General features: G+C 73.8%; 19 protein-coding genes and 1 pseudogene. 5 read left to right on the forward strand and 15 right to left on the reverse strand.

Features of this window, described 5'->3' with window-relative positions; all coding sequences use genetic code 11:
* Positions 1 to 37: 37 nt before the first annotated feature.
* The 8 genes from ACN26Y_RS15030 to ACN26Y_RS15065 all read right to left on the reverse strand — a co-directional run bounded on the left by ACN26Y_RS15030 (position 38) and on the right by ACN26Y_RS15065 (position 8,599).
* Positions 38 to 1,462: an acyl-CoA carboxylase subunit beta gene (locus ACN26Y_RS15030; protein WP_422734849.1), complete on the reverse strand. Its 1,425-nt coding sequence runs from the start codon at positions 1,460 to 1,462 to the stop codon at positions 38 to 40.
* A gap of 22 nt (positions 1,463 to 1,484) precedes the next feature.
* Positions 1,485 to 2,711 (reverse strand): beta-ketoacyl-ACP synthase II, encoded by a 1,227-nt coding sequence (gene fabF / locus ACN26Y_RS15035; RefSeq protein ID WP_155330870.1) that lies wholly within the window; start codon positions 2,709 to 2,711, stop codon positions 1,485 to 1,487.
* A gap of 2 nt (positions 2,712 to 2,713) precedes the next feature.
* Positions 2,714 to 2,953, reverse strand: coding sequence for an acyl carrier protein (locus ACN26Y_RS15040; protein ID WP_007072348.1), 240 nt, complete (start codon positions 2,951 to 2,953; stop codon positions 2,714 to 2,716).
* A gap of 76 nt (positions 2,954 to 3,029) precedes the next feature.
* Positions 3,030 to 3,974, reverse strand: a complete 945-nt coding sequence (locus tag ACN26Y_RS15045; RefSeq protein WP_155330871.1) for a beta-ketoacyl-ACP synthase III — start codon at positions 3,972 to 3,974, stop codon at positions 3,030 to 3,032.
* A gap of 46 nt (positions 3,975 to 4,020) precedes the next feature.
* Positions 4,021 to 5,190, reverse strand: a complete 1,170-nt coding sequence (locus ACN26Y_RS15050) for an acyltransferase domain-containing protein (RefSeq protein WP_155330872.1) — start codon at positions 5,188 to 5,190, stop codon at positions 4,021 to 4,023.
* Positions 5,191 to 5,268: 78 nt separating this feature from the next.
* The gene (locus ACN26Y_RS15055; protein WP_422734850.1) at positions 5,269 to 6,633 is read right to left on the reverse strand and encodes a PucR family transcriptional regulator; all 1,365 of its coding nucleotides are present in this window, start codon (positions 6,631 to 6,633) and stop codon (positions 5,269 to 5,271) included.
* A 50-nt stretch (positions 6,634 to 6,683) separates the two neighbouring features.
* Positions 6,684 to 7,394, reverse strand: a complete 711-nt coding sequence (locus tag ACN26Y_RS15060) for a response regulator (RefSeq protein WP_155330874.1) — start codon at positions 7,392 to 7,394, stop codon at positions 6,684 to 6,686.
* Positions 7,391 to 8,599 (reverse strand): sensor histidine kinase, encoded by a 1,209-nt coding sequence (locus ACN26Y_RS15065; protein WP_422734851.1) that lies wholly within the window; start codon positions 8,597 to 8,599, stop codon positions 7,391 to 7,393. The genes ACN26Y_RS15060 and ACN26Y_RS15065 overlap by 4 nt, the downstream gene beginning before the upstream one ends.
* Positions 8,600 to 8,773: 174 nt before the next feature.
* On the opposite strand from ACN26Y_RS15065, the gene ACN26Y_RS15070 reads away from it, so the two are divergent.
* From ACN26Y_RS15070 to ACN26Y_RS15080, 3 genes and pseudogenes are all read left to right on the forward strand, one after another.
* The gene (locus ACN26Y_RS15070; RefSeq protein WP_155330876.1) at positions 8,774 to 9,106 is read left to right on the forward strand and encodes a hypothetical protein; all 333 of its coding nucleotides are present in this window, start codon (positions 8,774 to 8,776) and stop codon (positions 9,104 to 9,106) included.
* A 147-nt stretch (positions 9,107 to 9,253) separates the two neighbouring features.
* Positions 9,254 to 9,343 (forward strand): annotated as a pseudogene (locus tag ACN26Y_RS15075) (NADP-dependent oxidoreductase); the annotation flags it as partial.
* Positions 9,344 to 9,471: 128 nt separating this feature from the next.
* Positions 9,472 to 9,519, forward strand: a complete 48-nt coding sequence (locus ACN26Y_RS15080) for a hypothetical protein (RefSeq protein ID WP_422734937.1) — start codon at positions 9,472 to 9,474, stop codon at positions 9,517 to 9,519.
* A gap of 16 nt (positions 9,520 to 9,535) precedes the next feature.
* Here ACN26Y_RS15080 and ACN26Y_RS15085 read toward each other — a convergent pair whose 3' ends face one another.
* Positions 9,536 to 10,186: a hypothetical protein gene (locus ACN26Y_RS15085; protein WP_155330878.1), complete on the reverse strand. Its 651-nt coding sequence runs from the start codon at positions 10,184 to 10,186 to the stop codon at positions 9,536 to 9,538.
* Between the two features lie 277 nt (positions 10,187 to 10,463).
* On the opposite strand from ACN26Y_RS15085, the gene ACN26Y_RS15090 reads away from it, so the two are divergent.
* Positions 10,464 to 11,063, forward strand: a complete 600-nt coding sequence (locus ACN26Y_RS15090; RefSeq protein WP_422734852.1) for a copper resistance CopC family protein — start codon at positions 10,464 to 10,466, stop codon at positions 11,061 to 11,063.
* A 106-nt stretch (positions 11,064 to 11,169) separates the two neighbouring features.
* Here the strand turns inward: ACN26Y_RS15090 and gltX are convergent, their stop codons facing one another.
* From gltX to ACN26Y_RS15105, 3 genes are all read right to left on the reverse strand, one after another.
* The gene (gene gltX, locus ACN26Y_RS15095) at positions 11,170 to 12,579 is read right to left on the reverse strand and encodes a glutamate--tRNA ligase (RefSeq protein WP_422734853.1); all 1,410 of its coding nucleotides are present in this window, start codon (positions 12,577 to 12,579) and stop codon (positions 11,170 to 11,172) included.
* Positions 12,580 to 12,674: 95 nt separating this feature from the next.
* Positions 12,675 to 13,946, reverse strand: coding sequence for an MFS transporter (locus tag ACN26Y_RS15100; protein ID WP_422734854.1), 1,272 nt, complete (start codon positions 13,944 to 13,946; stop codon positions 12,675 to 12,677).
* Complete coding sequence (locus ACN26Y_RS15105; protein ID WP_422734855.1) at positions 13,943 to 15,292, reverse strand: GH1 family beta-glucosidase; 1,350 nt, start codon at positions 15,290 to 15,292, stop codon at positions 13,943 to 13,945. The genes ACN26Y_RS15100 and ACN26Y_RS15105 overlap by 4 nt, the downstream gene beginning before the upstream one ends.
* A gap of 185 nt (positions 15,293 to 15,477) precedes the next feature.
* Between ACN26Y_RS15105 and ACN26Y_RS15110 the strand changes: the two genes are divergently transcribed.
* Positions 15,478 to 15,924 (forward strand): SRPBCC family protein, encoded by a 447-nt coding sequence (locus ACN26Y_RS15110; protein ID WP_155330883.1) that lies wholly within the window; start codon positions 15,478 to 15,480, stop codon positions 15,922 to 15,924.
* A 94-nt stretch (positions 15,925 to 16,018) separates the two neighbouring features.
* Here ACN26Y_RS15110 and ACN26Y_RS15115 read toward each other — a convergent pair whose 3' ends face one another.
* From ACN26Y_RS15115 to aceE, 3 genes are all read right to left on the reverse strand, one after another.
* Positions 16,019 to 16,990 (reverse strand): hypothetical protein, encoded by a 972-nt coding sequence (locus ACN26Y_RS15115; RefSeq protein ID WP_422734856.1) that lies wholly within the window; start codon positions 16,988 to 16,990, stop codon positions 16,019 to 16,021.
* Positions 16,987 to 18,276 (reverse strand): choice-of-anchor B family protein, encoded by a 1,290-nt coding sequence (locus tag ACN26Y_RS15120; protein WP_155330884.1) that lies wholly within the window; start codon positions 18,274 to 18,276, stop codon positions 16,987 to 16,989. The genes ACN26Y_RS15115 and ACN26Y_RS15120 overlap by 4 nt, the downstream gene beginning before the upstream one ends.
* 278 nt (positions 18,277 to 18,554) lie before the next feature.
* Entirely contained in the window at positions 18,555 to 21,293 is a 2,739-nt protein-coding gene (gene aceE / locus ACN26Y_RS15125) for a pyruvate dehydrogenase (acetyl-transferring), homodimeric type (protein WP_422734858.1), read from the reverse strand.
* Between the last annotated feature and the right edge of the window lie 45 nt (positions 21,294 to 21,338).

Genomic DNA, 21,338 nt, shown 5'->3' on the forward strand with positions numbered 1-21,338 from the left:
CGGGTACCACCCCGAGGGCCCTGTCGCGCGGCTCCCGCTACAGGGGGATGTTGCCGTGGGCGCCCCGGGCGGCCGGGGCGGCGGCGAGCGCCTCGGCGATGCGGCGCCGGGTCTCGGCCGGCTTGATGACGTCGTCGACCACGCCGATCTCCAGCGCCCGGTTCACGCCGCCGGCGACGCGGATCTGCTCCTCGATCAGCTGCGCGCGCAGCGTCTCGCGCTCCTCGACGGGAGCGGCGGCCAGCTTCTTGCGGTGCAGGATGTTCACCGCGGCGCTGGCGCCCATCACCGCGACCTCCGCGTTCGGCCAGGCGAAGACCGCGGTGGCGCCCAGGGACCGGGAGTTCATGGCGATGTACGCGCCGCCGTACGCCTTGCGGGTCACCAGCGTCACGCGCGGCACCACGGCCTCGGCGAAGGCGTGCAGCAGCTTCGCGCCGCGCCGCACCACGCCGTCCCACTCCTGGCCCAGGCCGGGCAGGTAGCCGGGTACGTCGACCAGCACGATCAGCGGCACGCCGAGCGAGTCGCACATCCGCACGAACCGGGCCGCCTTCTCGGCGCTGGACGCGTCGAGGCAGCCGCCCAGGCGCAGCGGATTGTTGGCGATCACGCCCACCGTCCGGCCGGCGAACCGGCCCAGCGTGGTGACGATGTTCGGCGCCCACTTGGCGTGCAGTTCCACGCCCGGGGCGTCGAGCAGCGCCTTCACGACGGGCTTGACGTCGTACGCGCGGTTGGCCTCGGCCGGCATCTTGGCGGCCAGGTCGTGGCCGTCCCCGCCGGACGCGGGCACGTCGTCCGGAGAGAGCCGGCCCTGGCGGCCCAGCAGCGCGGCGAGCTTGCGCGACTCGGCCAGCGCCTCCTCGTCGTCCCGGCACGTCACGTGCACCACGCCGGAGCGCCGGCCGTGCGGCTCGGGGCCGCCGAGGCGCTCCATGTCGACCTGCTCGCCGGTGACGCTGCGGACCACCTCCGGGCCGGTGACGAAGATCCGCCCGGTGCCGCTCATCACCACGATGTCGGTCAACGCCGGCCCGTACGCCGCGCCACCGGCGGCGGGACCGAGCACCACGGAGATCTGCGGCACCCGGCCGGAGGCCCGGACCATGGCGGCGAAGACCTGGCCGACCGCGTCGAGCGCGACCACGCCCTCGGCCAGCCGGGCGCCGCCCGAGTGCCAGAGCCCCAGCACGGGCACCCGTTCCCGGACGGCGGTGTCGATGGCGTCGACGATGTGCCGGCACCCGTCGGTGCCCATCGCGCCACCCATCTTCGTGGCGTCCGTCGCGTACGCGACGGCCGGTGCGCCCTCGATCTCACCCCGCGCCCAGAGCACCCCGGAGGTGTCCCGGGGTGCCAGCAGGCGCAGCGTGCCCGCGTCGAACAGGGCCCGGAGCCGCAGCTCCGGATCCCGGTGGTCCACGGTGGACGTCTCCGTGCCGGCAACGGTGGTGGTCACGTGAGCCTCCAAGGCTGTGGTCTCAGGCCCGCGTGAAGACGAGAGCCACGTTGTGCCCGCCGAAGCCGAAGGAGTTGTTCAGTGCGGCGGGGATCTCCATGTGGCGCGCCTTGTTGGCGACCACGTCCAGGTCGAGACCGTCGTCCGGGTCGTCCAGGTTGATCGTCGGCGGTACGACGCCGTCGCGGATCGCCAGGATCGTGGCGATCGACTCCAGCGCACCGGCCGCGCCGAGCAGGTGCCCGGACATCGACTTCGTCGCGGTCAGCACCGGGTGGTCACCCAGCGCCTGGTGCAGGGCCTTGATCTCGGCGAGGTCGCCGACCGGGGTCGAGGTGGCGTGGGCGTTGACGTGCACGATGTCGGCCTTGGCGACGTCCGCGTCGGCGATCGCCTTCGCGATGGCCCGGATCGCGCCGGCCCCCTCCGGGTGCGGCTGGACGATGTCGTAGCCGTCGGAGGTGATCCCGGCGCCGGCGAGCCGCGCGTACACCCGGGCGCCCCGGGCGGCGGCGTGCTCGGCGCGTTCCAGCACGAGGACGCCGGCGCCCTCGCCGAGCACGAAGCCGTCGCGGCCCTTGTCCCACGGGCGGGAGGCCCGCTCCGGCTCGTCGTTCCGGGTCGACATCGCCCGCATCGAGGAGAAGCCGGCGATCGGCAGCGAGTGGATGACCGCCTCGGTGCCGCCGGCCACCACCACGTCGGCGCGACCGGCGCGGATCATGTCCATGCCGAGGGCGATCGCCTCCGCGCCGGTGGCGCAGGCGCTGGCGACGGAGTGCACGCCCGCGCGGGCGCCCAGCTCCAGGCCGACCCACGCGGCCGGGCCGTTCGGCATCAGCATCGGGATGGTGTGCGGGGAGACCCGCCGCGGGCCGGACGCCTCGAGGACGTCGTCCTGGGCGAGCAGGGTCAGCGCCCCGCCGATGCCCGAGCCGACACTCACGCCGAGCCGCTCCGGGTCGAGCCCGGAGTCGGCCAGGCCGGCGTCCGCCCAGGCCTGCTGCGCGGCGATGATCGCGATCGCCTCGGAGCGGTCCAGCCGGCGCAGCTTCACGCGGTCCAGCAGGCCGGCCGGATCGACCGCGAGCTGGGCGGCGATCCGGACCGGCAGCTGCGCGGCCCACTCCTGGGTGAGCGCACTCACCCCGGAGCGGCCGTTGAGCATGGCGTCCCAGGTCGACGCGACGTCCCCGCCCAGCGGGGTGGTCGCGCCGAGCCCGGTGACGACGACGTCGGTGTGTGCCATGGTCAGGACTGCGCCTCGATGTAGCTGACGGCGTCCCCGACGGTCTTCAGGTTCTGCACCTCGTTGTCCGGGATCTTGACGCCGAACTTCTCCTCGGCGGCCACCACGACCTCCACCATCGACAGCGAGTCGACGTCCAGGTCGTCGGTGAAGGACTTCCCCTCGGCCACGTCGTCCGGGTTCACCCCGGCAACCTCTTCGAGGATCTCGGCGAGGCCGGCGGTGATCTCGTCACGGGTCATTGCGGTTGGTTCCTCTCATCGGGGGTTGTTCTCCGCCGTGGTGGCGAAGGCGGCGCGGCGGGACCGCGCCGGGTCTTCAGGGGCAGCGGACGACCTGACCGGCGTAGGTCAGGCCGCCACCGAAACCGAACAGCAGCACCGGGGCGCCGGAGGGCACCTCCCGCCGCTCGACCAGCTTCGACAGGGCCAGCGGGACGCTCGCGGCCGAGGTGTTGCCCGACTCGACGATGTCCTTGGCGATGATCGCGTCGGGGATGCCGAGGCGCTTGGCGATGCCGTCGATGATCCGGGCGTTGGCCTGGTGCGGCACGAACGCGGCCAGCTCCGACGGGTCGACCCCGGCCCGCTCGCAGGCCTGGAGCGCCAGCGGCGCCAGCGCGGTGGTGGCCCAGCGGAAGACCGCCTGCCCCTCCTGCTGGATGTACGGGCGCCAGCCCTCGATGCGGACCGCGTCGCCCCGCTCCGGCACCGAGCCCCAGACCACCGGGCCGACACCGGCCGGCTCGTCCGCACCGGCGGCGGTGACCACCGCGGCACCCGCGCCGTCGCCGAAGATGATGCAGGTCGAGCGGTCCGTCCAGTCGGTGAAGTCGGACAGCTTCTCCGCGCCGATGACGATCGCGTTGCGCGAGGCGCCGGCCCGGATGGCGTGGTCGACGGTGCCCAGGGCGTACGCGAAGCCCGAGCAGGCGGTGTTGATGTCGTACGCGCCCGGTGCGGTGATGCCGAGCTTGGCGGCGACCCGGCAGGCGACGTTCGGGCTGCGGTCGACCGAGGTGCAGGTGGCCACCACGACGAGGTCGATGTCGGCGGCGGTCAGGCCCGAGCCGGCCAGCGCCTTGCCCGCCGCGGCGGCGGCCATGTCGGCCACCGTCTCGCCGTCGGCGATCCGCCGGGTCACGATGCCCACCCGGTCGCGGATCCACTCGTCGTTGGTCTCCACCAGCTGGGCGATCTCGTCGTTGGTCACCACCCGCGACGGCTGGTAGTGGCCGAGCGCGACGATCCGGCTGCCCGTCATCGAAGCTGTCCTTCCCTGCGTGGCCGCGTCGCGCGCGGTGTCGGGCTCATGCGTGGCCGCCGATGCGAGCGAGCGGCTGCCCCGGCGCGACCGGGTCGTCGTGGTGGGCCAGCCACTCGGTGAGCAGGCCGTTGTCGTGCGCGGTCACCTCGACCGCGCCCTGGCGGGTGGCGACGTGGCCGATGACCTGGCCGCTGCGCAGGCCGGCGCCCTCGGCCAGGTCCGCCGCGGGGGTGAACGTGCCGGCCGCGGGGGAGACCACCACCCGGAACTGGATCACCGGCTCGTGGCCGCCGATACCGCTGTGCCGGGCGATCAGGTCCCGCGCGGCGGGCAGGTCGTCGGGGGTGTTCAGGGTGACGATCTCCGGCGCGGCGGCGCCCTTCAGCTCACGCTTGACCAGGCCGGCGAGGGTGCCGGCCGGCGGCAGCTCGATCACCCCGGTGACACCGAGGTCGGCCAGCGTCCGCATGCACAGGTCCCAACGGACCGGGGCGGTGACCTGACGGACCAGCCGCTGCACCATCTCCCGGCCGTGGTTCACGGCCGAGCCGTCCAGGTTGGACAGCAGGATGCGGGCCGGGTCGGTGGGCGTGATACCGGCCGCCACCGTCGCCAGCGCCGCCTCCGCCGGGGCCATGTACGGCGTGTGGAAGGCGCCGGCAACCTGGAGCCGGATGATCCGGGTGCGCGCCGGCGGTTCGGCGGCCAGCTTGTCCAGACCGTCCAGCGCGCCGGCGGCGACGACCTGGCCGGCGCCGTTGCGGTTGGCCGGGTGCAGCCCGTGCGCGGCGAGCGCGGCGAGCACCTCGTCCGGGTCGCCGCCCAGCACGGCGGCCATTCCGGTCGGCTCCAGCGCGCAGGCGGCGGCCATCTCGCGGCCCCGGACGCCGGCCAGGGTGATCGCGGCCTCCGGCGGAAGCACCCCGGCCAGCGCCGCCGCGCCGAGTTCGCCGACGCTGTGGCCGGCGGTGAGCGCGACGTCGTACATCGGCAGGTGCTCGGCGGCGAGCAGCGCCGCCGCGACCAGCAGCGGCTGGGTGCGGGCGGTGTCCTTGATCTCGTCGGCGTCGGCGGCCGTGCCGAGGTGGACCAGGTCGACCCCGGCGAGCGCCGACCACCAGCGGAGCCGCGCCTCGGCGCCGGGCAAATCGAGCCAGGGGGTCAGGAAGCCGGGTTTCTGCGAACCCTGGCCGGGGGAGAGTACGGCGAGCACGTCTAAGACTCTCCCGGATACGCGCGGGTAGCGCTGTGCCGCCCCCGACCAAACCGCACTAGGACCTTTGGAGGGATCCTACAAAGATCGGCCGAGATCATCACCCGTCTGTGATGTTTTCCTCACGCCTGGGGCCATTGTCTGAGTCGGGACCACCGTGACCACCGGGTCGAGACGGCCGACGGTGAGCGCCACCTGGAGCGCGTACGCGTCCCGCGCCGAGAGCGGCGAGAACCCGGTGACCTCGGCGATCCGGCGCAGCCGGTAGCGCACCGTGTTCGGGTGTACGAACAGCGCCCGGGCGGCGCTCTCCAGCGTCCCCCCGGCGGCGAAGAAGGCGTCCAGCGTCTCCAGCAGCTCGCCGCCCGCGCGGGCCAGCGTCGCGTACACGTCGTGCCGCAGCCGCCGGCGGGCCTCCGCGTCCCCGGCGAGCGCCCGCTCGGGCAGCAGGTCGGCGGCCGGCACCGGCCGGGGCGCCGCCGGCCAGGCCGGCGCGGCCCGGAACCCGGCGAGGGCGGCGCGGGCCGACTCGGTGGCCTCGTCCAGACTCGGCACGGCCGGACCGACGACGACCGGCCCCTCCCCGAACGCCTCGAGCAGCTCGCCGGTCGCGGCGACCGGGTCGGCCGCCCCACCGAGCACGATGACCAGCCGGTCCCCGTGCACACCGCCGATCACCTCGGCGCCGATTCGCCGGGCCTGCCGGTAGACCGTGTGCAGCACCGCGGAGACCTCGCCGCCCGGGGAGCGGCCCACGGCCACCGCCACCGGCGGGGCGTCCGTCCAGCCGAGGGCGGCGGCCCGGCTGGCCAGCACGTCCGGCGAGTCCCCGCGCAGCAGCGCGTCCACCAGCAGCGCCTGGAGCCGGGCGTCCCACGAGCCACGGGACTCGGCGGCGCGCGCGTACACCCGCGCGGCGGCGAAGGCGATCTCCCGGGAGAAGCGGAGCACCGCGTCGCGCAGCTGCGGCTCCTCGCCCGGGGCGGCCAGGTGCGGGACCTGCTCCTCCACCACGTCGATGGTCACCTTGATCAGGGCCACGGTCTGCTGGAGGCTGATCGAGCGGGCCAGGGCCTGCGGCGCCGTCGCGAAGACCTCGTCGGAGACCTCCTGCGTGCTGTCGGCGGTGCCGCCGCCGGAGCGCAGCCACTGCACCAGCGAGCGCGCGCCGGCCTGGGCCACCAGCATGACCCACGAGCGCTGGTCGGCCGGGAGCGCGCGGAACCACGGCAGGGTCTCGTCCATCCGCGCCACGCTGGCGGTGGCCAACGCCCCGGCCGCCCGCTCGATGCGGCGCAGGGTGGCCGTCAGCTCGGTGTCCGGCTCGCTCACGGCCCCAGCCTGACACGCCGTGACCTGGGCCGCCGTGCCGGGGGCAGCTCGCCGGCTCCCGCACCCCGGGCCGGCCCGGCGGCGCCTTGATCGACGTGATGCCGCCGCCATGGCGGTCTCCGCGTCGGCGGGACCCCGCCATGCCGCCGGCAACGAGTGGATCAGGCTCCGGTGGGAGCCGTGCCGCCCTGCTCCGGCGGCGGGCCGGCCGGCGGGGGTACCGGCAGGCCCAGCTCCTGGGCCAGGATGGCGGCCTGCACCCGGCTGCGCAGGTCGAGCTTGGCGAGGATCCGGCTGACATGGGTCTTGGTGGTGCTCTCCGCCATCGCCAGCCGGTCGGCGACCTGCTGGTTGGAAAGGCCGAGCCCGAGGCAGGCGAGCACGTCGCGTTCCCGGGGCGTCAACGCGGTCACCGCCGCCCGGGTGGCGGCGGAGGTGGCCGGTGCGGTCGCCGCGAACGCGGTGATCAGCCGCCGGGTCACCGCCGGGGCGATGAACCCCTCGCCGCGGGCGACCGTCCGCACGGCGGTGACGAGGCCGTCGGCGTCGGTGTCCTTGAGGAGGAACCCGGCGGCCCCGGCCCGCAACGCCCCGAAGACGTACTCGTCGAGGTCGAACGTGGTGAGCACCAGCACGTCGGCGAGCCGGTCCGCGACGATCTCCCGGGTCGCCGAGATGCCGTCCAGCCGGGGCATCCGGACGTCGAGCACGGCGACGTCCGGCCGCAGCTCCCGGCACAGCCGTACCGCCTCGACGCCGTCGTGCGCCTCGCCCACCACCTCCACGCCCGGCGCGCCGGCCAGGATGAGGACCAGGCCGGCCCGGACGGCGGGCTGGTCGTCGGCGAGCAGCACCCGGACCGGGTCCGTCACGTCGTCCTCCCGTCCCCGGCGAGCACGCCGGTGGGCACCTCGGCCCGGACGGACCACCGCCCGTTTCGGGGCCCGGCGGTGAACCGGCCGTCCAGCAGCGCCACCCGTTCCCGCATCCCGACCAGGCCGGCGCCCGCGCCGGTCACCGCCGCGTCGCCGCCGCGCAGCGGGTTCACCACCCGCACCACGACCGCGGCCGGCTCGTACGCGACCTCCAGGTCGGCCTCGCCCGCGCCGTGCTTGAGCGCGTTGGTCAGCGACTCCTGCACGACGCGGTACGCGGCGAGGTCCACCCCGACCGGCAGCGGGCGGGGCTCGCCGCGCCACCGGACGCGTACCGCCAGTCCGGCGGCGCGGACCCGCTCCACGACGGCCGCCACCTCGCTCAACCGGGCGGGCGTCGCCTCCGCCGTGGCGTGCTCGCCCGGCTCACCGTCGGCCGGCCCGCGCAGCAGTCCGATCATCTGCCGCATCTCGGCGAGGCCCTGCACGCTGTTCTCCCGGATCACCCGCAGGGCCGACTCCACCTGCGACCGGTCCAGCCCGGGCACGGACAGCACGGCCGTGGCGTGGATCGCCACCGCGCTCAGCTGGTTGGCGACGACGTCGTGCAGCTCCCGCGCCATCCGGGCCCGCTCGGCGCTCACCGCCTGCCGCCGGTCCAGCTCGACCAGCCGAGCGGTCTGCTCGGCGCGAACCCGCTCGGCGGCGGCCTGGTCGCGGTACTGCCGGACGCTCAGCCCGGTGATCACCGGCAGCACCCCGGCGAGCACCACCGGAGCCGCGACGCCGACCCCCTGCCAGCGGCCCAGCACCAGGACACCGGCGACGGCCGCGAGCACACTCAGCGCCACGGTGACCCGCAGGAGCCGCCGCCAGGTCCGGGCCGAGCCGTACACGCAGGCGTCGTAGAGCACCTGCGTGTAGACCAGGACGGTCGCCAGTGAGCCGCCCAGCGCCAGGTCGGCCAGCACCGCTACCGTGCCCAGCGCGAGGCTTGCCCGGGTGGCGGCCCGGCGCAGCCCGACCGCCACGCACACCGCCACCAGCGGCACGAGGAACAGCGGTTCCGGCGCACCCGTCCCGCCGGGCAGCTGCGGCTGGGTGCCCAGCCCGTACAGGATCAGGCCGCCCGCGAGCGACGCGCCCGCCAGCGTGAGGTCCCGGCCGAGGGTGTCGGGCCCGAGCCACGGTGGCGGTCGCATGGCCTCGATCCCACCACAGCGGCGTCCGTTCCGGCCGTCCGCCGGGTGGATCTCCACCGCCGCCCGCGCCGCTGAACTGGGTACGTGCTGCACAGCTCGTCAGGCCCGGCCAGTACGGTGACAGGGCACGCCGGGCTGTCACCGGCGCGCGACGGCGAGCGTGAGGAGACCGGGATGGCGCACGGGGAGGCCGACCACGGCTGCGCCCAGGGCGAGCCCTGCCGGCCGGGCCACCACGAGCAGCCGGCGGCCAAACACCACCGGCGGATCGCCGGCGGTCTGCCGGCGCACCCGGGGGAGACCCCCGCCGGGCGGCTGACCGAGCGCGCCGAGGACGAGGTCGCGGTGCCGCGGCAGCGGTCGGCGGAGCCGGCGCCGCCGGTCGACGACGCGCCCGCCGGCTGCCGCAGTGCCCTGCCGGGTTGGGCGGGCGCGCACCGGCACGGCCCGGTCCGGCCCCGGCAGCGGGCCACCCGCCGGGAGCGACCGCCACGCCGTTGGTGCTGACCGCACGGGCGCCGTCCGGCCCCTAGCTGGTCGTGGAAGGCCATCGCGATCGACGAGTACGGCCCCGCCGACCTGCTCACCGTGCGGGAGCTGCCCGATCCGCCGGTCGTTCCGGACGTCGTCCTCGTGCGGGTGCGGGCCGCCGGAGTGAACCCCGTCGACTGGAAGGTCCGCGAGGGCTATCTGGCGGGAGCATTCCCCAGCCACTTCCCGTTGGTGCCGGGCTGGGACGCGGCCGGGGTGGTGGCGGCGGTGGGTCCGGCGGTGACCGGCTTCGCGGTGGGCGACGAGGTGGTGGACGCGGGTCGGCTGACCGTCCACGTGGCCCGGACGTTCCCCTCGACCAGGCCGCGGACGCGCACCGCCTGGTCGAGACGGGCCACGTCCGCGGCAAGGTCGTCGTGGAGATGTGAGGCCCGGCGGCGGGCGTCAGCGGGTCCGGCGGCGGATCAGCAGCGCGATCCCCGCCAGACCGGTCGTGATCGTGAGCACGACCGCCACATTGAGCAGCAGCAGCCGCCGCAGCTCGCCCAGCGCCTCGTCGATGTCCTGGGCGGGGTTGATGGCGTCCTCCGGGATGACCCGCTCACCGCCGCCGACGCCACCGCTCACCGTGTCGAACTGGCGCTCCAGCGGCACCCCGACGTTCCGCAGGGTCTCCGACATGGTGAGCCGGCCGAGGAACCAGCCGGCGGTGGTACGCCGCGAGTCCGGCTGCTTGGCGGGCCGGTAGACGCGCGGGCCCCCGGCCGCCTTCGGGTACAGGTCGTACGTCTGCTTGGGCGTCTCGCCGGACAGCACCACGATCGTGTACTTCGGACCGAGGTCGCCCTTGCGCGGGCCGGTGGTCTGGCCGGTGCGGCCGAGGAAGTTGACCTGGTCGATGACGGCCACCACCTCGGCCGGGTGGCGGTTGGCGCGGAGCCGCAGCGGCTCGGCGAGGCCCGTACCGGTGATGTCCACGCCCGCGGGTGGCGGCTTCGGGGCCGCCTTCGCCGGGTCGACCAGGCCGAGTGTCAGCACCCCCGTCGCGAGGGCCCCAACGACCAAGGCGACAAGTCGCCGTACCCTTCGGACCATCGCCGCCTCCTCGCCCCGTTCGATGGATGGCTTCGCTGCAGGTCACGCGTTGCTAAGTCGGCGGTGGTGACCGGACGCGCAGGTCGGACTCCCACCCTAAGACTCCGCCGGACGGCGATTGGTTGCAGCTTGTGGAACTGTTATTGGAACTATCTGCGATCCCCGACCGACTAACTCGACAGCGGTCGTTGATCAACGGGCGGATCGTACCTTTCGGGAGGGGTGTATGGGGGGCAGGGTCGCACGTGCGGCGGGTGCCTGGCCAGTGGTGCTCGGCGTGGCGCTCGGTGTGTCGCTGCTGGTGCCGCCGGCGCCGGCCGCCGCGCACAACCAGTTGACCGGCAGCGACCCGCGTGACGGCGCGCGCATCGCCACCGCGCCCGCCCGGATCGAGTTGCGCTTCCTGGCGAAGCTCGACCCCGCCACGACGAAGGTCACCGTCACCGGGCCGGACAATGTGGCGGCGGCCGGCGGCGCGCCGACGTTCTCCGGCACCCGCGTGAGCGTGCCGTTCCGGCCCGGCCGCGCCGGGCTCTACATCGTCGGCTACCGGGTCCAGTCCAGCGACGGGCACCCCGTCTCGGGCGAGGTCCGGTTCACCCTGACCACCGGCACTCCCGCCGACCCGTCGGTCTCCGCCACCCCGTCGGCGCCGACGGGTTCACCGTCGGCCACGCCCGCCGAGCCGAGCCCGGGCGGGACCGCCTCCGCCGGGACCGCCTCCGCCGGGACCGCCTCCGCCGGGGCGGCCGAGCCGACGGCGGGCCAGGACGGCGACGACGGCTCCCCGTGGCTCTGGGCCGGCCTCGGCGCCCTCGCGCTGGCGGGCGCCGGAGCGGCCACGTTCGCCCTTCGCCGCCGCCGATCCACCCCCTGACGCCCGTCCTTGCCCGGTCACCCGGGCCCCGGCGAGCGTGCACCTGCAGCCGGCGCGAGTCCCGGCAGCAGGTGCACGCTCGGTGCGCGGAGGGGGCCGGGCGGGGTCAGAACAGGCGGAGGCGGGCGGCGCGGAGGCGGGCGAGCGTGCGGTCGCGGCCCAGCACCTCGAGGGACTCGAAGAGCGGGAGGCCGACCGTGCGGCCGGTGACCGCGACCCGGACCGGCGCCTGGGCCTTGCCCAGCTTGAGGCCCCGCTCCGCGCCGACCGCCTCCAGCGCCGCCTTGATCGACTCGGCGTCCCAGGACTCCAGCGAGTCGAAGGCGGCGACCGCCGCGTCGAGCAGCTCCGCCGCGCCCTCCTTCATCGCCTTCGTCCAGGCCGCCTCGTCGATCAGGGGCGAGTCGAGGAACAGGAAGTCGACGTTCGGCACGATCTCGCTGAGCACCGCGATCCGGGTCTGCGCCAGCGGCGCCACCGCCGCGAACGCGTCGGCGTCGAACTCCTCCGGCTGCCACGGCGGCGGCGCGATGGTGTCGGTGCCGGTCAGCCACGGCTGGCACGCCGCGACGAACTCCGCGATCGGGAGCGCCCGGATGTACTCGCCGTTGAACGCGCGCAGCTTCTTCTCGTCGAAGAACGCGGGGGACGGGTTGACCTCCTCCAGCCGGAACTCGTCCTCGATCACCGACCAGGGCACGATCTCGCGGTCGCCCGACGGCGCCCAGCCGAGCAGCATCAGGTAGTTGCGCATCGCGTCGGCCAGGTAGCCCTCGTCGCGGTACGCCTCGAGGGCGACCTTGTCGCGCCGCTTGGAGAGCTTCTGCCGCTTCTCGTTGACCACCACCGGGACGTGTGCCCAGACCGGGGGCTTGACGCCCAGCGCGTCCCAGAGCAGCTGCTGCTTGGGGGTGTTGGGCAGGTGCTCCTCGGCCCGGATCACGTGGGTGATGCCCATGGTCATGTCGTCGACCACGTTGGCCAGCAGGAAGACCGGGGACCCGTCACCGCGGGCGATGACGAAGTCCTCGATGTGCCTGTTCTCGAAGGTGGGCTCGCCGCGGATCAGGTCGACCACGACCGTCGCACCCTCGTCCGGCGTACGGAAGCGCAGTGCGCGTCCCTCGGCGGGCTCCAGGCCCCGGTCCCGACAGAAACCGTCGTAGCCGGAGTGCTGGGAGCCGGTCCGCGCCTGCACGGCCTCGCGGGTGCAGTCGCAGTAGTACGCGCGGCCGCCCTCGTACAGCCGGGCGGCGGCGGCGCGGTGCTCGCCCGCGTACGACGACTGGAAGTACGGGCCCTCGTAGCTGCCCCGGGAGATGCCGATCCAGTCCAGCGCCGAGAGGATGCCCTCGGTCCACTCCGGCTTGTTGCGCGCCGCGTCGGTGTCCTCGACGCGGAGCACGAACACCCCGCCCTGCTGCTTGGCGAAGATCCAGTTCTGCAGGGCCGAGCGGGCGCCGCCGACGTGGAACATTCCGGTCGGGGAGGGGGCGAAGCGTACACGTACCGTCACGTCCCCCAGCCTACGGGCGTCCGCGACCAGGTTTGGAAGGGCCCCTTGTTATCGCCTGGTGTTGTAAAAGGGTCCCTTCCTTGCACTCCGGGCGGTCACCGAACGGAGCGGATCTTCAGTACCAGGACGCTGCCCAGCACGGTGACCGCCGCGGTGGCGGCGTACAGGGTGGGGTAGCCGCCCAGGTACACCACGATCGGCGCGGAGATCGCCGGGCCGAGCACCTGTGGCGCGGAGTTGGCGATGTTGATCACCCCGAGGTCCTTGGCCCGGTCGGCCGCGTGGGGCAGCACCTGCGTGATGAGTGCCGCGTCCACCGAGAGGTAGACCCCGTACCCGCCGCCGAGCAGCAGGGCGGCGGCCACCGCCACCGGCCAGGCCGGCGCCACGGCGAGCAGCAGCGCGGCGACCGCCATGATGCCGCCGGCCGCCATCACGAAGACCTTGCGGCGCCCGGAGCGGTCGGACAGCCGCCCCGCCACCACCGCCGTGGACGCCAGCCCCACCGTGTAGAGCAGGATCAGCACCAGCAGGCCGCGCTCCGGGTCGGCCAGGCGCACCTCGTCGGTGAGGAAGTACAGCAGGTAGAGGGTGCCGAGGGCGTTGCCGAGCTGGACGAGGAAGCGGGTGATCCACGCCCACCCGAAGTCGGGGTGGCGCCGGGGGGACACCCAGATGGACGCGAGCAGCCCGCGCAGCGGCGGCCGGTGCGCGGCCGGCAGCGGGTCGTCGACGGTGAGCAGGGCGAACGGCAGTGCGAGCACCAGCACGGCGACCGCGACGGCGGCGTACCCGGCCGCGTTGCCGGTGACCACGGCGGTCACCAGCACCACACCGAGCACCAGGCCGAGCGCCTGCGGGATGCCGACCCAGCCGGAGACGCCGCCGCGCTGCGCCACCGGCACCCGGTCGGGCACTGCGGCGGTGAGGCTGGCCAGCATCGCGTTGAAGCAGACCTGCGCGGCGACCCAGCCGAGCGTCACTCCGAGGACGGTGCGCTGCTGCGCCAGCAGCACCAGGGCGAGCGCGCCGAGCACCGCGCCGCCGGCGGTCCAGGCGTGCCGGCGGCCGAAGGCCCGCCCGCCCAGGCGCGGGGCCGTACGGTCGGAGAGCGCACCGGCGAGCGGGTTGGCGAGCACCGCGGCCAGCGCGCCGACGCCGGTGACCACGGCCAGCATGGTCTCCTTGTCGGCCGGCGCGATCCGTTCCACCTGCTGCGGGAGCAGCACCTGGATCGGGGTGAAGAACGCCATCCAGACGCCGAGGTTCGCCGCGGCGAGCAGCGCGATCCAGCCCCGCCGGACCGGGACGGTCGGCTCGGCGAGCGCCGCCGGCAGCGCGGCCGGCGTCGGGTTCACGGTGGTCACGTCGCCGGACCTCCGCCGGCGGCCGCGATCACGTCCCGGAACCAGGCGTACGACGACTTGGGCGTCCTGGTCGCGGTGGGGTAGTCGACGTGGACGAGGCCGAAGCGCTTGGTGAAGCCCTCGGCCCACTCCCAGTTGTCGAGGAGTGACCAGACGAAGTACCCGGTCACGTCCACGCCGTCGTCGATCGCCGCCCGGACGGCCCGCAGGTGCCCGTCGAGGTACGCGATCCGCTCCGGGTCGTGCACCCGCCCGTCGGCGTCCGGCGCGTCGTCGTACGCGCAGCCGCTCTCGGTGATCTGGATCGGCGGCAGGTCGTCGCCGTACGTGCGGCGCAGCCAGTTGAGCAGTTCGCGCAGCCCGTCGGGGACGACCGGCCAGTCGAAGGCGGTACGCGGGTAGCCGTCGAGCGGCACGATCTCGAAGGGCAGGGGCGATCCCTCCTCCGGGGCGCGGATCCCGGTGGGGTTGTAGTAGTTCACGCCGAGCACGTCGATCGGCGCGGCGATGACCGCCAGGTCGCCGTCCCGCACCACGCCGGGCTCGAAGCCGGGTCCGTCCGGGTAGCCCCGGCCGAGCAGCGGGTCGGTGAAGAGCCGGTTGTGCAGCGCCTCGTACGCCGCCCCGGCGGCGGCGTCGGCCCCGGTGTCGCCGAGGACCCGCACCGGCGAGTAGTTGTTGGCGATGGCGACCGGGCCGGCGGTGCGGGTGCGCAGCGCGGCGACGGCGAGGCCGTGCGCGAGCAACTGGTGGTGGGCCACCGGGAAGGCGTCGAACAGCAGCATCCGGCCCGGCGCGTGCACGCCCATGCCGTGGCCGAGGCTCATGTGGATGAACGGCTCGTTGAGGGTGATCCACAGCTTCACCCGGTCACCGAGCCGGGCGGCGGTGGCGTCGGCGTACTCGGCGAACCGGTACGCGGTGTCCCGGTCGAGCCACCCGCCGGCGTCTTCGAGGGGCTGCGGCAGGTCCCAGTGGAACAGGGTGGCGACCGGGTCGACGCCGTGCGCCAGCAGGTCGTCGACGAGCCGGTCGTAGAAGTCCAGGCCGGCCGCGTTGACCGGGCCGTCGCCGGCCGGTCGGACGCGGGGCCAGGCGATCGAGAAGCGGTACGCCCCGACACCCAGCCGGGCCAGCAGCGCGACGTCCTCGGCGTACCGGTGGTAGTGGTCGCAGGCCACGTCGCCGGTGCTGCCGTCGGCGATCCGGCCGGGGGAGCGGGCGAAGGTGTCCCAGATGGACGGTCCGCGGCCGCCCTCGGCGACCGCGCCCTCGATCTGGTACGCGGACGTGGACACTCCGAAGCGGAACCCGGCGGGGAACCGTGGCGGCGGTGCGGTCGGCATGCGCCCTCCCGTCGTACGCGAAACGTGTTCGCGACTCTAGGGGGCGGCCGCGTGGAGCGCCATAGGTCGCGGAGCCCGCCGGCGCAATGGTTTTCGGCGTGTCTTTTCCGAACCCGTCCAAGTACGTCCGAATTTGCGCATAGAGTGCCGATATCGTGGGATGTCCTCACTGGAGGAAGACGGAAATGATCCTCGTGGAACGCAGTGCGCACGTGGTGGCGCCGATCGAAGCGGTCTGGGACGTCGTGCAGCGGGCCGAACAGTTGCCGGCGTGGCTGGCGGGGGTCCGCGCGGCCGAGGTGCTCTCGGGAGAGGGCTTCGGCCGGCGGCAGCTGGTCCAGGCGGGGCGCGGCGCGGCGCATGAGGCCGAGGTGATCGCCTACCAGGAGCCGACCCTGATCGGCTGGCGGGAACGGGCCAAGGGCGCCGGTGCCCGGGCGGAGGCGCGCACCGAGATCTACGTCCAGCTCACCGCCGACGAGGAGGAGGGCGGGACGATCGTACGGCTCATCGTCGTACGCTGGCCGGCTGGTCCGGTCAAGGCCGCCCTGCTCCGGCTCGGCCTGCGTCGGGTCGGCGCCGACCTGGAGGACTCGCTCGCCCGGCTGACCGACCTGGCCGCCGTCGGCTGACCGGGCCCGTCCTGGCGTCACCCGCGACGGTGGCGGCCCCGGTGTCCCGTCCAGGCACACCCGGGCCGCCACCGCTTCAGCGTCCCCGCCCCGCCTACACGATCACGGTGAACGCGGCGACGTGCACCCGGTCGAGGTGCCGGAACTCGAAGAACAGCCGGTAGGTGCCGGCGGAGGGCACGGTGACGCCGAAGGCCACGACCGAGCTGGGCCGGCTCGCCGCCGCCGGGTGGACGTGCAGGTACGCCAGGTCGCCCTGGCGCAGCGCCACCAGGTGCCCGTACGCGCCCAGGTGCCGTTGCAGGTCGCCCACCGGCTTGCCGTCGCGACCGAGCCACACCAGGACCTGGTTCGACTCGCCCGCCCGCAGGCCGCCGTCGAGGGTCACCGTGTAGCCGTCGACCAGGAGGGTCTCCTCCGGCGGGGCGAGCGGGCGCGACGCGTACCGTCCCGGGACCGGCACGTCGACGCCCAGAGCCACCGGCCCCGGGGCGCCCTGCGGACGGAAGTCGGCGATGACCCGCAGCGGACCCGCCGCGGCCGGGACGACCCGGGCCCGCCAGGTGCCGTCCGGTGCCATCTCGGGGTGGACGTGCTGGTAGCCGTCGAGGTCCCGGCCGATCACGATCAGGTGCATCCGTCGTTCGTGGACGACCTCGAAGGCGGTCACGGCGGTGCCGTCCGGGCCGATGATCCGGAAGGCCAGTTCGCCGGGGCGGCCGGCGGTCAGCGACGCCTCGGCCAGGGCGAGGGTCCAGCCGTCCCGGGACACCTCCAGACCACCGGGGCCGTGGCCGGCGTGTGCGGGGGGTGCCGCCGCCCGGACCGGAACCGGGTCGGGTCGGCCCGCCCGGCCGGCGGCGAAACCGATCATGAGGACCAGGCCGAGCACGAGGCCGGCGGCGGCGTACCGGCCGGCCCGCCCGGTGCCGCGGGCCGACCGCTCGGGACCGGCCGGGTCCGGCCCGGCCACGTCGGCGGCGGCGTCACCGACGGTGACCACGGGCGCGGCGGCACCGGAGACCGTGCTCACCGGTGCCGCCGCCCGGTCTCCGGTGGTGGTCACGACAACCGGGGCCGCAGGACGAACAGCCCCTGCTCGATCCCGCTGACCACGACGATCCCGCTCGGGAAGTACGGATAGGTGCTCCACGCCCCGTTCATCGAGCTGCTGTCGCTCGACGGGTAGACGTCGAAGTACCCGGCTTCGGTGGCCCGCCCGGCCGCCACCTCACGCAGGTCCAGGATCCGCAGCCCGGCCCGGTAGTTCGCCTGGTAGCTGTAGCGGCCCTTGACGTACTGGTTGTGGTCGGTGGCGCGGACCCCCGACGGGGCGCTGTAGGTGCCGATGTGCCGGGGCGCGTCCAGGTCGGCGAGGTCCCAGATGTACGTCTGGGTGTTCACGCCCCGCCGGGACTCGTCGAGTTCGTCGTCGAGCAGGAAGTACCGCTGGTCCTCGGTGAACCAGCCCTGGTGGGTGTACCCCCGGCCGGTGTACCCGATCCGGGCCAGCTGCCGGGGCGCGGACTTGCTGGTCACGTCGACCACGGTCACCGTGTCCTCGTTCGAGCTGACGCAGATCTCCCGGCCCTGGTACGCGGCGTCCGGGCCACGGTAGACGACGCACTGGGTGTCGTGGGTGTACCCGTCGTTGCTGACGCAGCCGGCGTAGGCCGGGGATTTCGGCGTCCGGATGTCGATCATGTGCAGGCCGCCGCTGCACGTGTTGGACCCGACCGCGTACGCGTACCCGGTCTGCTCGTTGACGGCGATGTTGTGCGAGTTGCCGAACCGGTTGTAGTGCACGTCCGCCGACCACGTCCGGGCTGAGGTCACGCCGCGCAGCCGGGTCAGGTCGAACACCTGCATGCCGTGCCCGGACACGTCGGCCACCACGTACGCGTGATCGCGATAGACCTTGATGTCCCGCCAGATCGCGGTGCGGTTCTGGTGGGCGGGCAGGTTGCCGAGGTAGACCGGCGCGGTCGGGTCGGAGACGTCGACGAAGGACGTGCCGTTGCGCCGGCCGACCAGCGCGTACTCCCGGCCGGTGGCGCTGTCGGTCCAACCCCAGATGTCGTTGCCCTGGCTGCCGCCCATGTTCGCCAACGGCAGGAACGACAGCAGGTCCACGTTGCGGCACGGGTACCCGGCGGCCTGGCCGTTGGTGCAGGTGGCGGCGGCGACCGCGGCGAGCTTGTGGGTGGGTTCCCGCTGCGCCATGAACTCCTGGGCGGACGCCCGCCCGGCGGGCGTGTCGGGTGAGTGGGCCACCGAGGGCGACCCGGGTCCGAGCATCGACACCGTCAGGGCGCCGACCGCCAGCACGGTCGCGATCCGGACGATTCGCATGGCGACTCCCTACCGCCGCGCCTCGATGGCGTCGGCACCCGAACCGTCCCGGGGTGGTGGACCGGCGCGACGGGGCATCCACCGGATCGGCGTGGGCTCCGGGGGTGCGACGGAGCCCGGAAGGGCGTCGAATGTATTGAGAATTGTGAATGTAAATGAGGGGTGGGGACAAGACGCGCGGCGGATACCGGCTACGTCATACCGCCCGCGGGGAGCGGTCCGGACGCGACGAAGGGCCCGGCGCGGGGTTCGCGCCGGGCCCTTTCGCGTACGTCAGGTCAGCTGTCGCCGCCGGTCTCGCCGACCGGGGCCGCGCTGATGTCCTCGATCGCGTACTTCTTGGCCGCCTCGGCGGGCACGTTCGCCGGCACCGCGCCGCGGAGGGCGAGCTGCCGCAGCGTGGCGACCACGACCGACTCGGCGTCGACGTGGAAGTGCCGGCGCAGCGCGTGGCGGGTGTCGGACATGCCGTACCCGTCGGTGCCGAGCGACGTCCAGTCGCCGGGCACCCAGCGGGAGATCAGGTCCGGTACCGCCCGCATCCAGTCGCTGACGGCCACCTTCGGGCCCTCGGCGTCGGCGAGCTTCCGCGCCACGTACGGCACCCGCTGGTCCCCGGTCGGGTTGAGCAGGTTGTGCTCCTCGGCCTCGACCGCGTCGCGCCGCAGCTCGGTCCAGGAGGTCACCGACCACACGTCGGCGGCCACCCCCCAGTCCTGGGCGAGCAACTGCTGGGCCTTGAGTGCCCACTGCATGCCGGTGCCCGAGGCGAGCAGCTGCGCCTTCGGACCGTCCACCTGGGGCGCCGCCGCGTAGCGGTACATGCCCTTGAGTAGGCCCTCGACGTCCACGCCCGCCGGCTCCGCCGGCTGCACGATCGGCTCGTTGTAGACCGTCAGGTAGTAGAAGACGTTCTCCTGCGCCTCGCCGTACATGCGGTGCAGGCCGTTCTCCACGATGTGCGCGATCTCGAACGCGAACGCCGGGTCGTACGCGACCACCGCCGGGTTGGTGGCGGCGATCAGGTGCGAGTGGCCGTCCTCGTGCTGGAGCCCCTCGCCGTTCAGCGTCGTCCGGCCGGCGGTGGCGCCGAGCAGGAAGCCCCGCGCCATCTGGTCGGCCGCCGCCCAGAGCCCGTCGGCGGTGCGCTGGAACCCGAACATCGAGTAGAAGATGTACATCGGGATCATCGGCTCGTTGTGCGTGGCGTACGAGGTGCCCGCCGCGGTGAACGACGCGACCGAGCCGACCTCGTTGATGCCCTCGTGCAGGATCTGCCCGACGGTCGACTCCTTGTACGACAGGAACAGCTCCCGGTCGACCGACGTGTACCGCTGGCCGTGCGGCGAGTAGATCTTCTGCGTCGGGAACAGCGAGTCCATGCCGAAGGTGCGCGCCTCGTCCGGGATGATCGGCACCCAGCGCTTGCCGAACTCCTTGTCCTTCATCACGTCCTTGAGCAGGCGGACGAAGGCCATGGTGGTGGCGACCTTCTGCTTGCCGGAGCCGCGCTTGACGTCCGAGAAGCGCTCCGGACCGGGGATCGTCAGCCGCTTGTGCTCGGTCCGCCGCGACGGCAGGTAGCCGCCGAGCTGGCGACGCCGCTCGTGCAGGTACGCGATCTCGTCCGACTTCTCGCCCGGGTGGTAGTACGGCGGCAGGTAGGGGTTCTCCTCCAGCACCTTGTCCGGGATGTCCAGGTAGAGCCGGTCGCGGAAGGTCTTGAGGTCCTCCAGCGTCAGCTTCTTCATCTGGTGGGTGGCGTTGCGGGCCTCGAAGTGCGAGCCGAGCGTCCAGCCCTTGATCGTCTTGGCCAGGATCACCGTCGGCTGGCCGGTGTGCTCCATCGCCGCCTTGTACGCCGCGTAGAGCTTCCGGTAGTCGTGGCCGCCCCGCTTGAGGTTCCAGATCTCGTCGTCGGTGAGGTGCTCGACCATCTTGCGGGTCCGCGGGTCACGGCCGAAGAAGTGCTCCCGCACGTACGCCCCGGACTCCGCCTTGTAGGTCTGGTAGTCACCGTCGGGCGTCGTGTTCATGAGGTTGACCAGCGCGCCGTCGGTGTCGGCGGCGAGCAGCGGGTCCCACTCGCGGCCCCAGACCACCTTGACGACGTTCCAGCCGGCGCCCCGGAAGAACGCCTCCAGCTCCTGCATGACCTTGCCGTTGCCCCGGACCGGTCCGTCGAGGCGCTGGAGGTTGCAGTTGATGACGAAGGTCAGGTTGTCCAGTTCCTCACGGGCGGCCACCCCGATGGCGCCGAGCGTCTCCGGCTCGTCCATCTCGCCGTCGCCGAGGTACGCCCACACGTGCTGGTCCGAGGTGTCCTTGATGCCCCGGTGGTGCAGGTAGCGGTTGAACCGGGCCTGGTAGATGGCGTTGACGCCGCCGAGACCCATGGAGACCGTCGGGAATTCCCAGAAGTCCGGCATCAGCCGCGGGTGCGGGTACGACGGCAGGCCGCCCCCGGGGTGCGACAGCTCCTGCCGGAACCCGTCGAGCTGGTGCTCGCTGAGCCGGCCCTCCAGGAACGCCCGCGCGTACATGCCGGGGGAGGCGTGGCCCTGGTAGAAGAGGTGGTCGCCGCCGCCCGGGTGGTCCTTGCCCCGGAAGAAGTGGTTGAAGCCGACCTCGTAGAGCGAGGCCGAGCTGGCGAAGGTGGAGATGTGCCCGCCGACGCCGATCTCCGGGCGCTGCGCCCGGTGCACCAGCATCGCGGCGTTCCACCGGACGTACGCCCGGATCCGCCGCTCGACGTGCTCGTCACCCGGGAACCACGGCTCGCGCTCCGGCGGGATGGTGTTGATGTAGTCCGTGGTGGTCAGGGACGGCACCCCGACCTGGCGCTCGCGGGCCCGCTCCAGCAGGCGCAGCATGACGTAGCGGGCGCGCTTGGTCCCGCGCTCGTCGATGACACCGTCGAGCGACTCGACCCATTCGCTGGTCTCTTCAGGGTCGATGTCCGGAAGCTGGCTCGGCAGACCGGCGGTGATCACCGGGCGCTTGCGTTCCGTAGCCACAGGCGTTCCCTCGGTTGTGTGTGGGATAGGTCTCTAGCGCCATCC

Origin of the sequence: Micromonospora sp. WMMD558 (genome assembly GCF_049315255.1) — a bacterium.
GTDB lineage: Bacteria > Actinomycetota > Actinomycetes > Mycobacteriales > Micromonosporaceae > Micromonospora.

Coding starts and splice junctions, on each gene's coding strand:
- ACN26Y_RS15055 (WP_422734850.1), bottom strand. CDS start 6,633: ATGGCGGCGGCATCACGTCGATCAAGGCGCCGCCGGGCCGGCCCGGGG.
- ACN26Y_RS15045 (WP_155330871.1), bottom strand. CDS start 3,974: ATGACGGGCAGCCGGATCGTCGCGCTCGGCCACTACCAGCCGTCGCGG.
- ACN26Y_RS15085 (WP_155330878.1), bottom strand. CDS start 10,186: ATGGTCCGAAGGGTACGGCGACTTGTCGCCTTGGTCGTTGGGGCCCTC.
- fabF (WP_155330870.1), bottom strand. CDS start 2,711: ATGGCACACACCGACGTCGTCGTCACCGGGCTCGGCGCGACCACCCCG.
- ACN26Y_RS15120 (WP_155330884.1), bottom strand. CDS start 18,276: ATGCGAATCGTCCGGATCGCGACCGTGCTGGCGGTCGGCGCCCTGACG.
- ACN26Y_RS15065 (WP_422734851.1), bottom strand. CDS start 8,599: ATGCGACCGCCACCGTGGCTCGGGCCCGACACCCTCGGCCGGGACCTC.
- ACN26Y_RS15040 (WP_007072348.1), bottom strand. CDS start 2,953: ATGACCCGTGACGAGATCACCGCCGGCCTCGCCGAGATCCTCGAAGAG.
- ACN26Y_RS15070 (WP_155330876.1), top strand. CDS start 8,774: ATGGCGCACGGGGAGGCCGACCACGGCTGCGCCCAGGGCGAGCCCTGC.
- ACN26Y_RS15105 (WP_422734855.1), bottom strand. CDS start 15,292: ATGCCGACCGCACCGCCGCCACGGTTCCCCGCCGGGTTCCGCTTCGGA.
- ACN26Y_RS15110 (WP_155330883.1), top strand. CDS start 15,478: ATGATCCTCGTGGAACGCAGTGCGCACGTGGTGGCGCCGATCGAAGCG.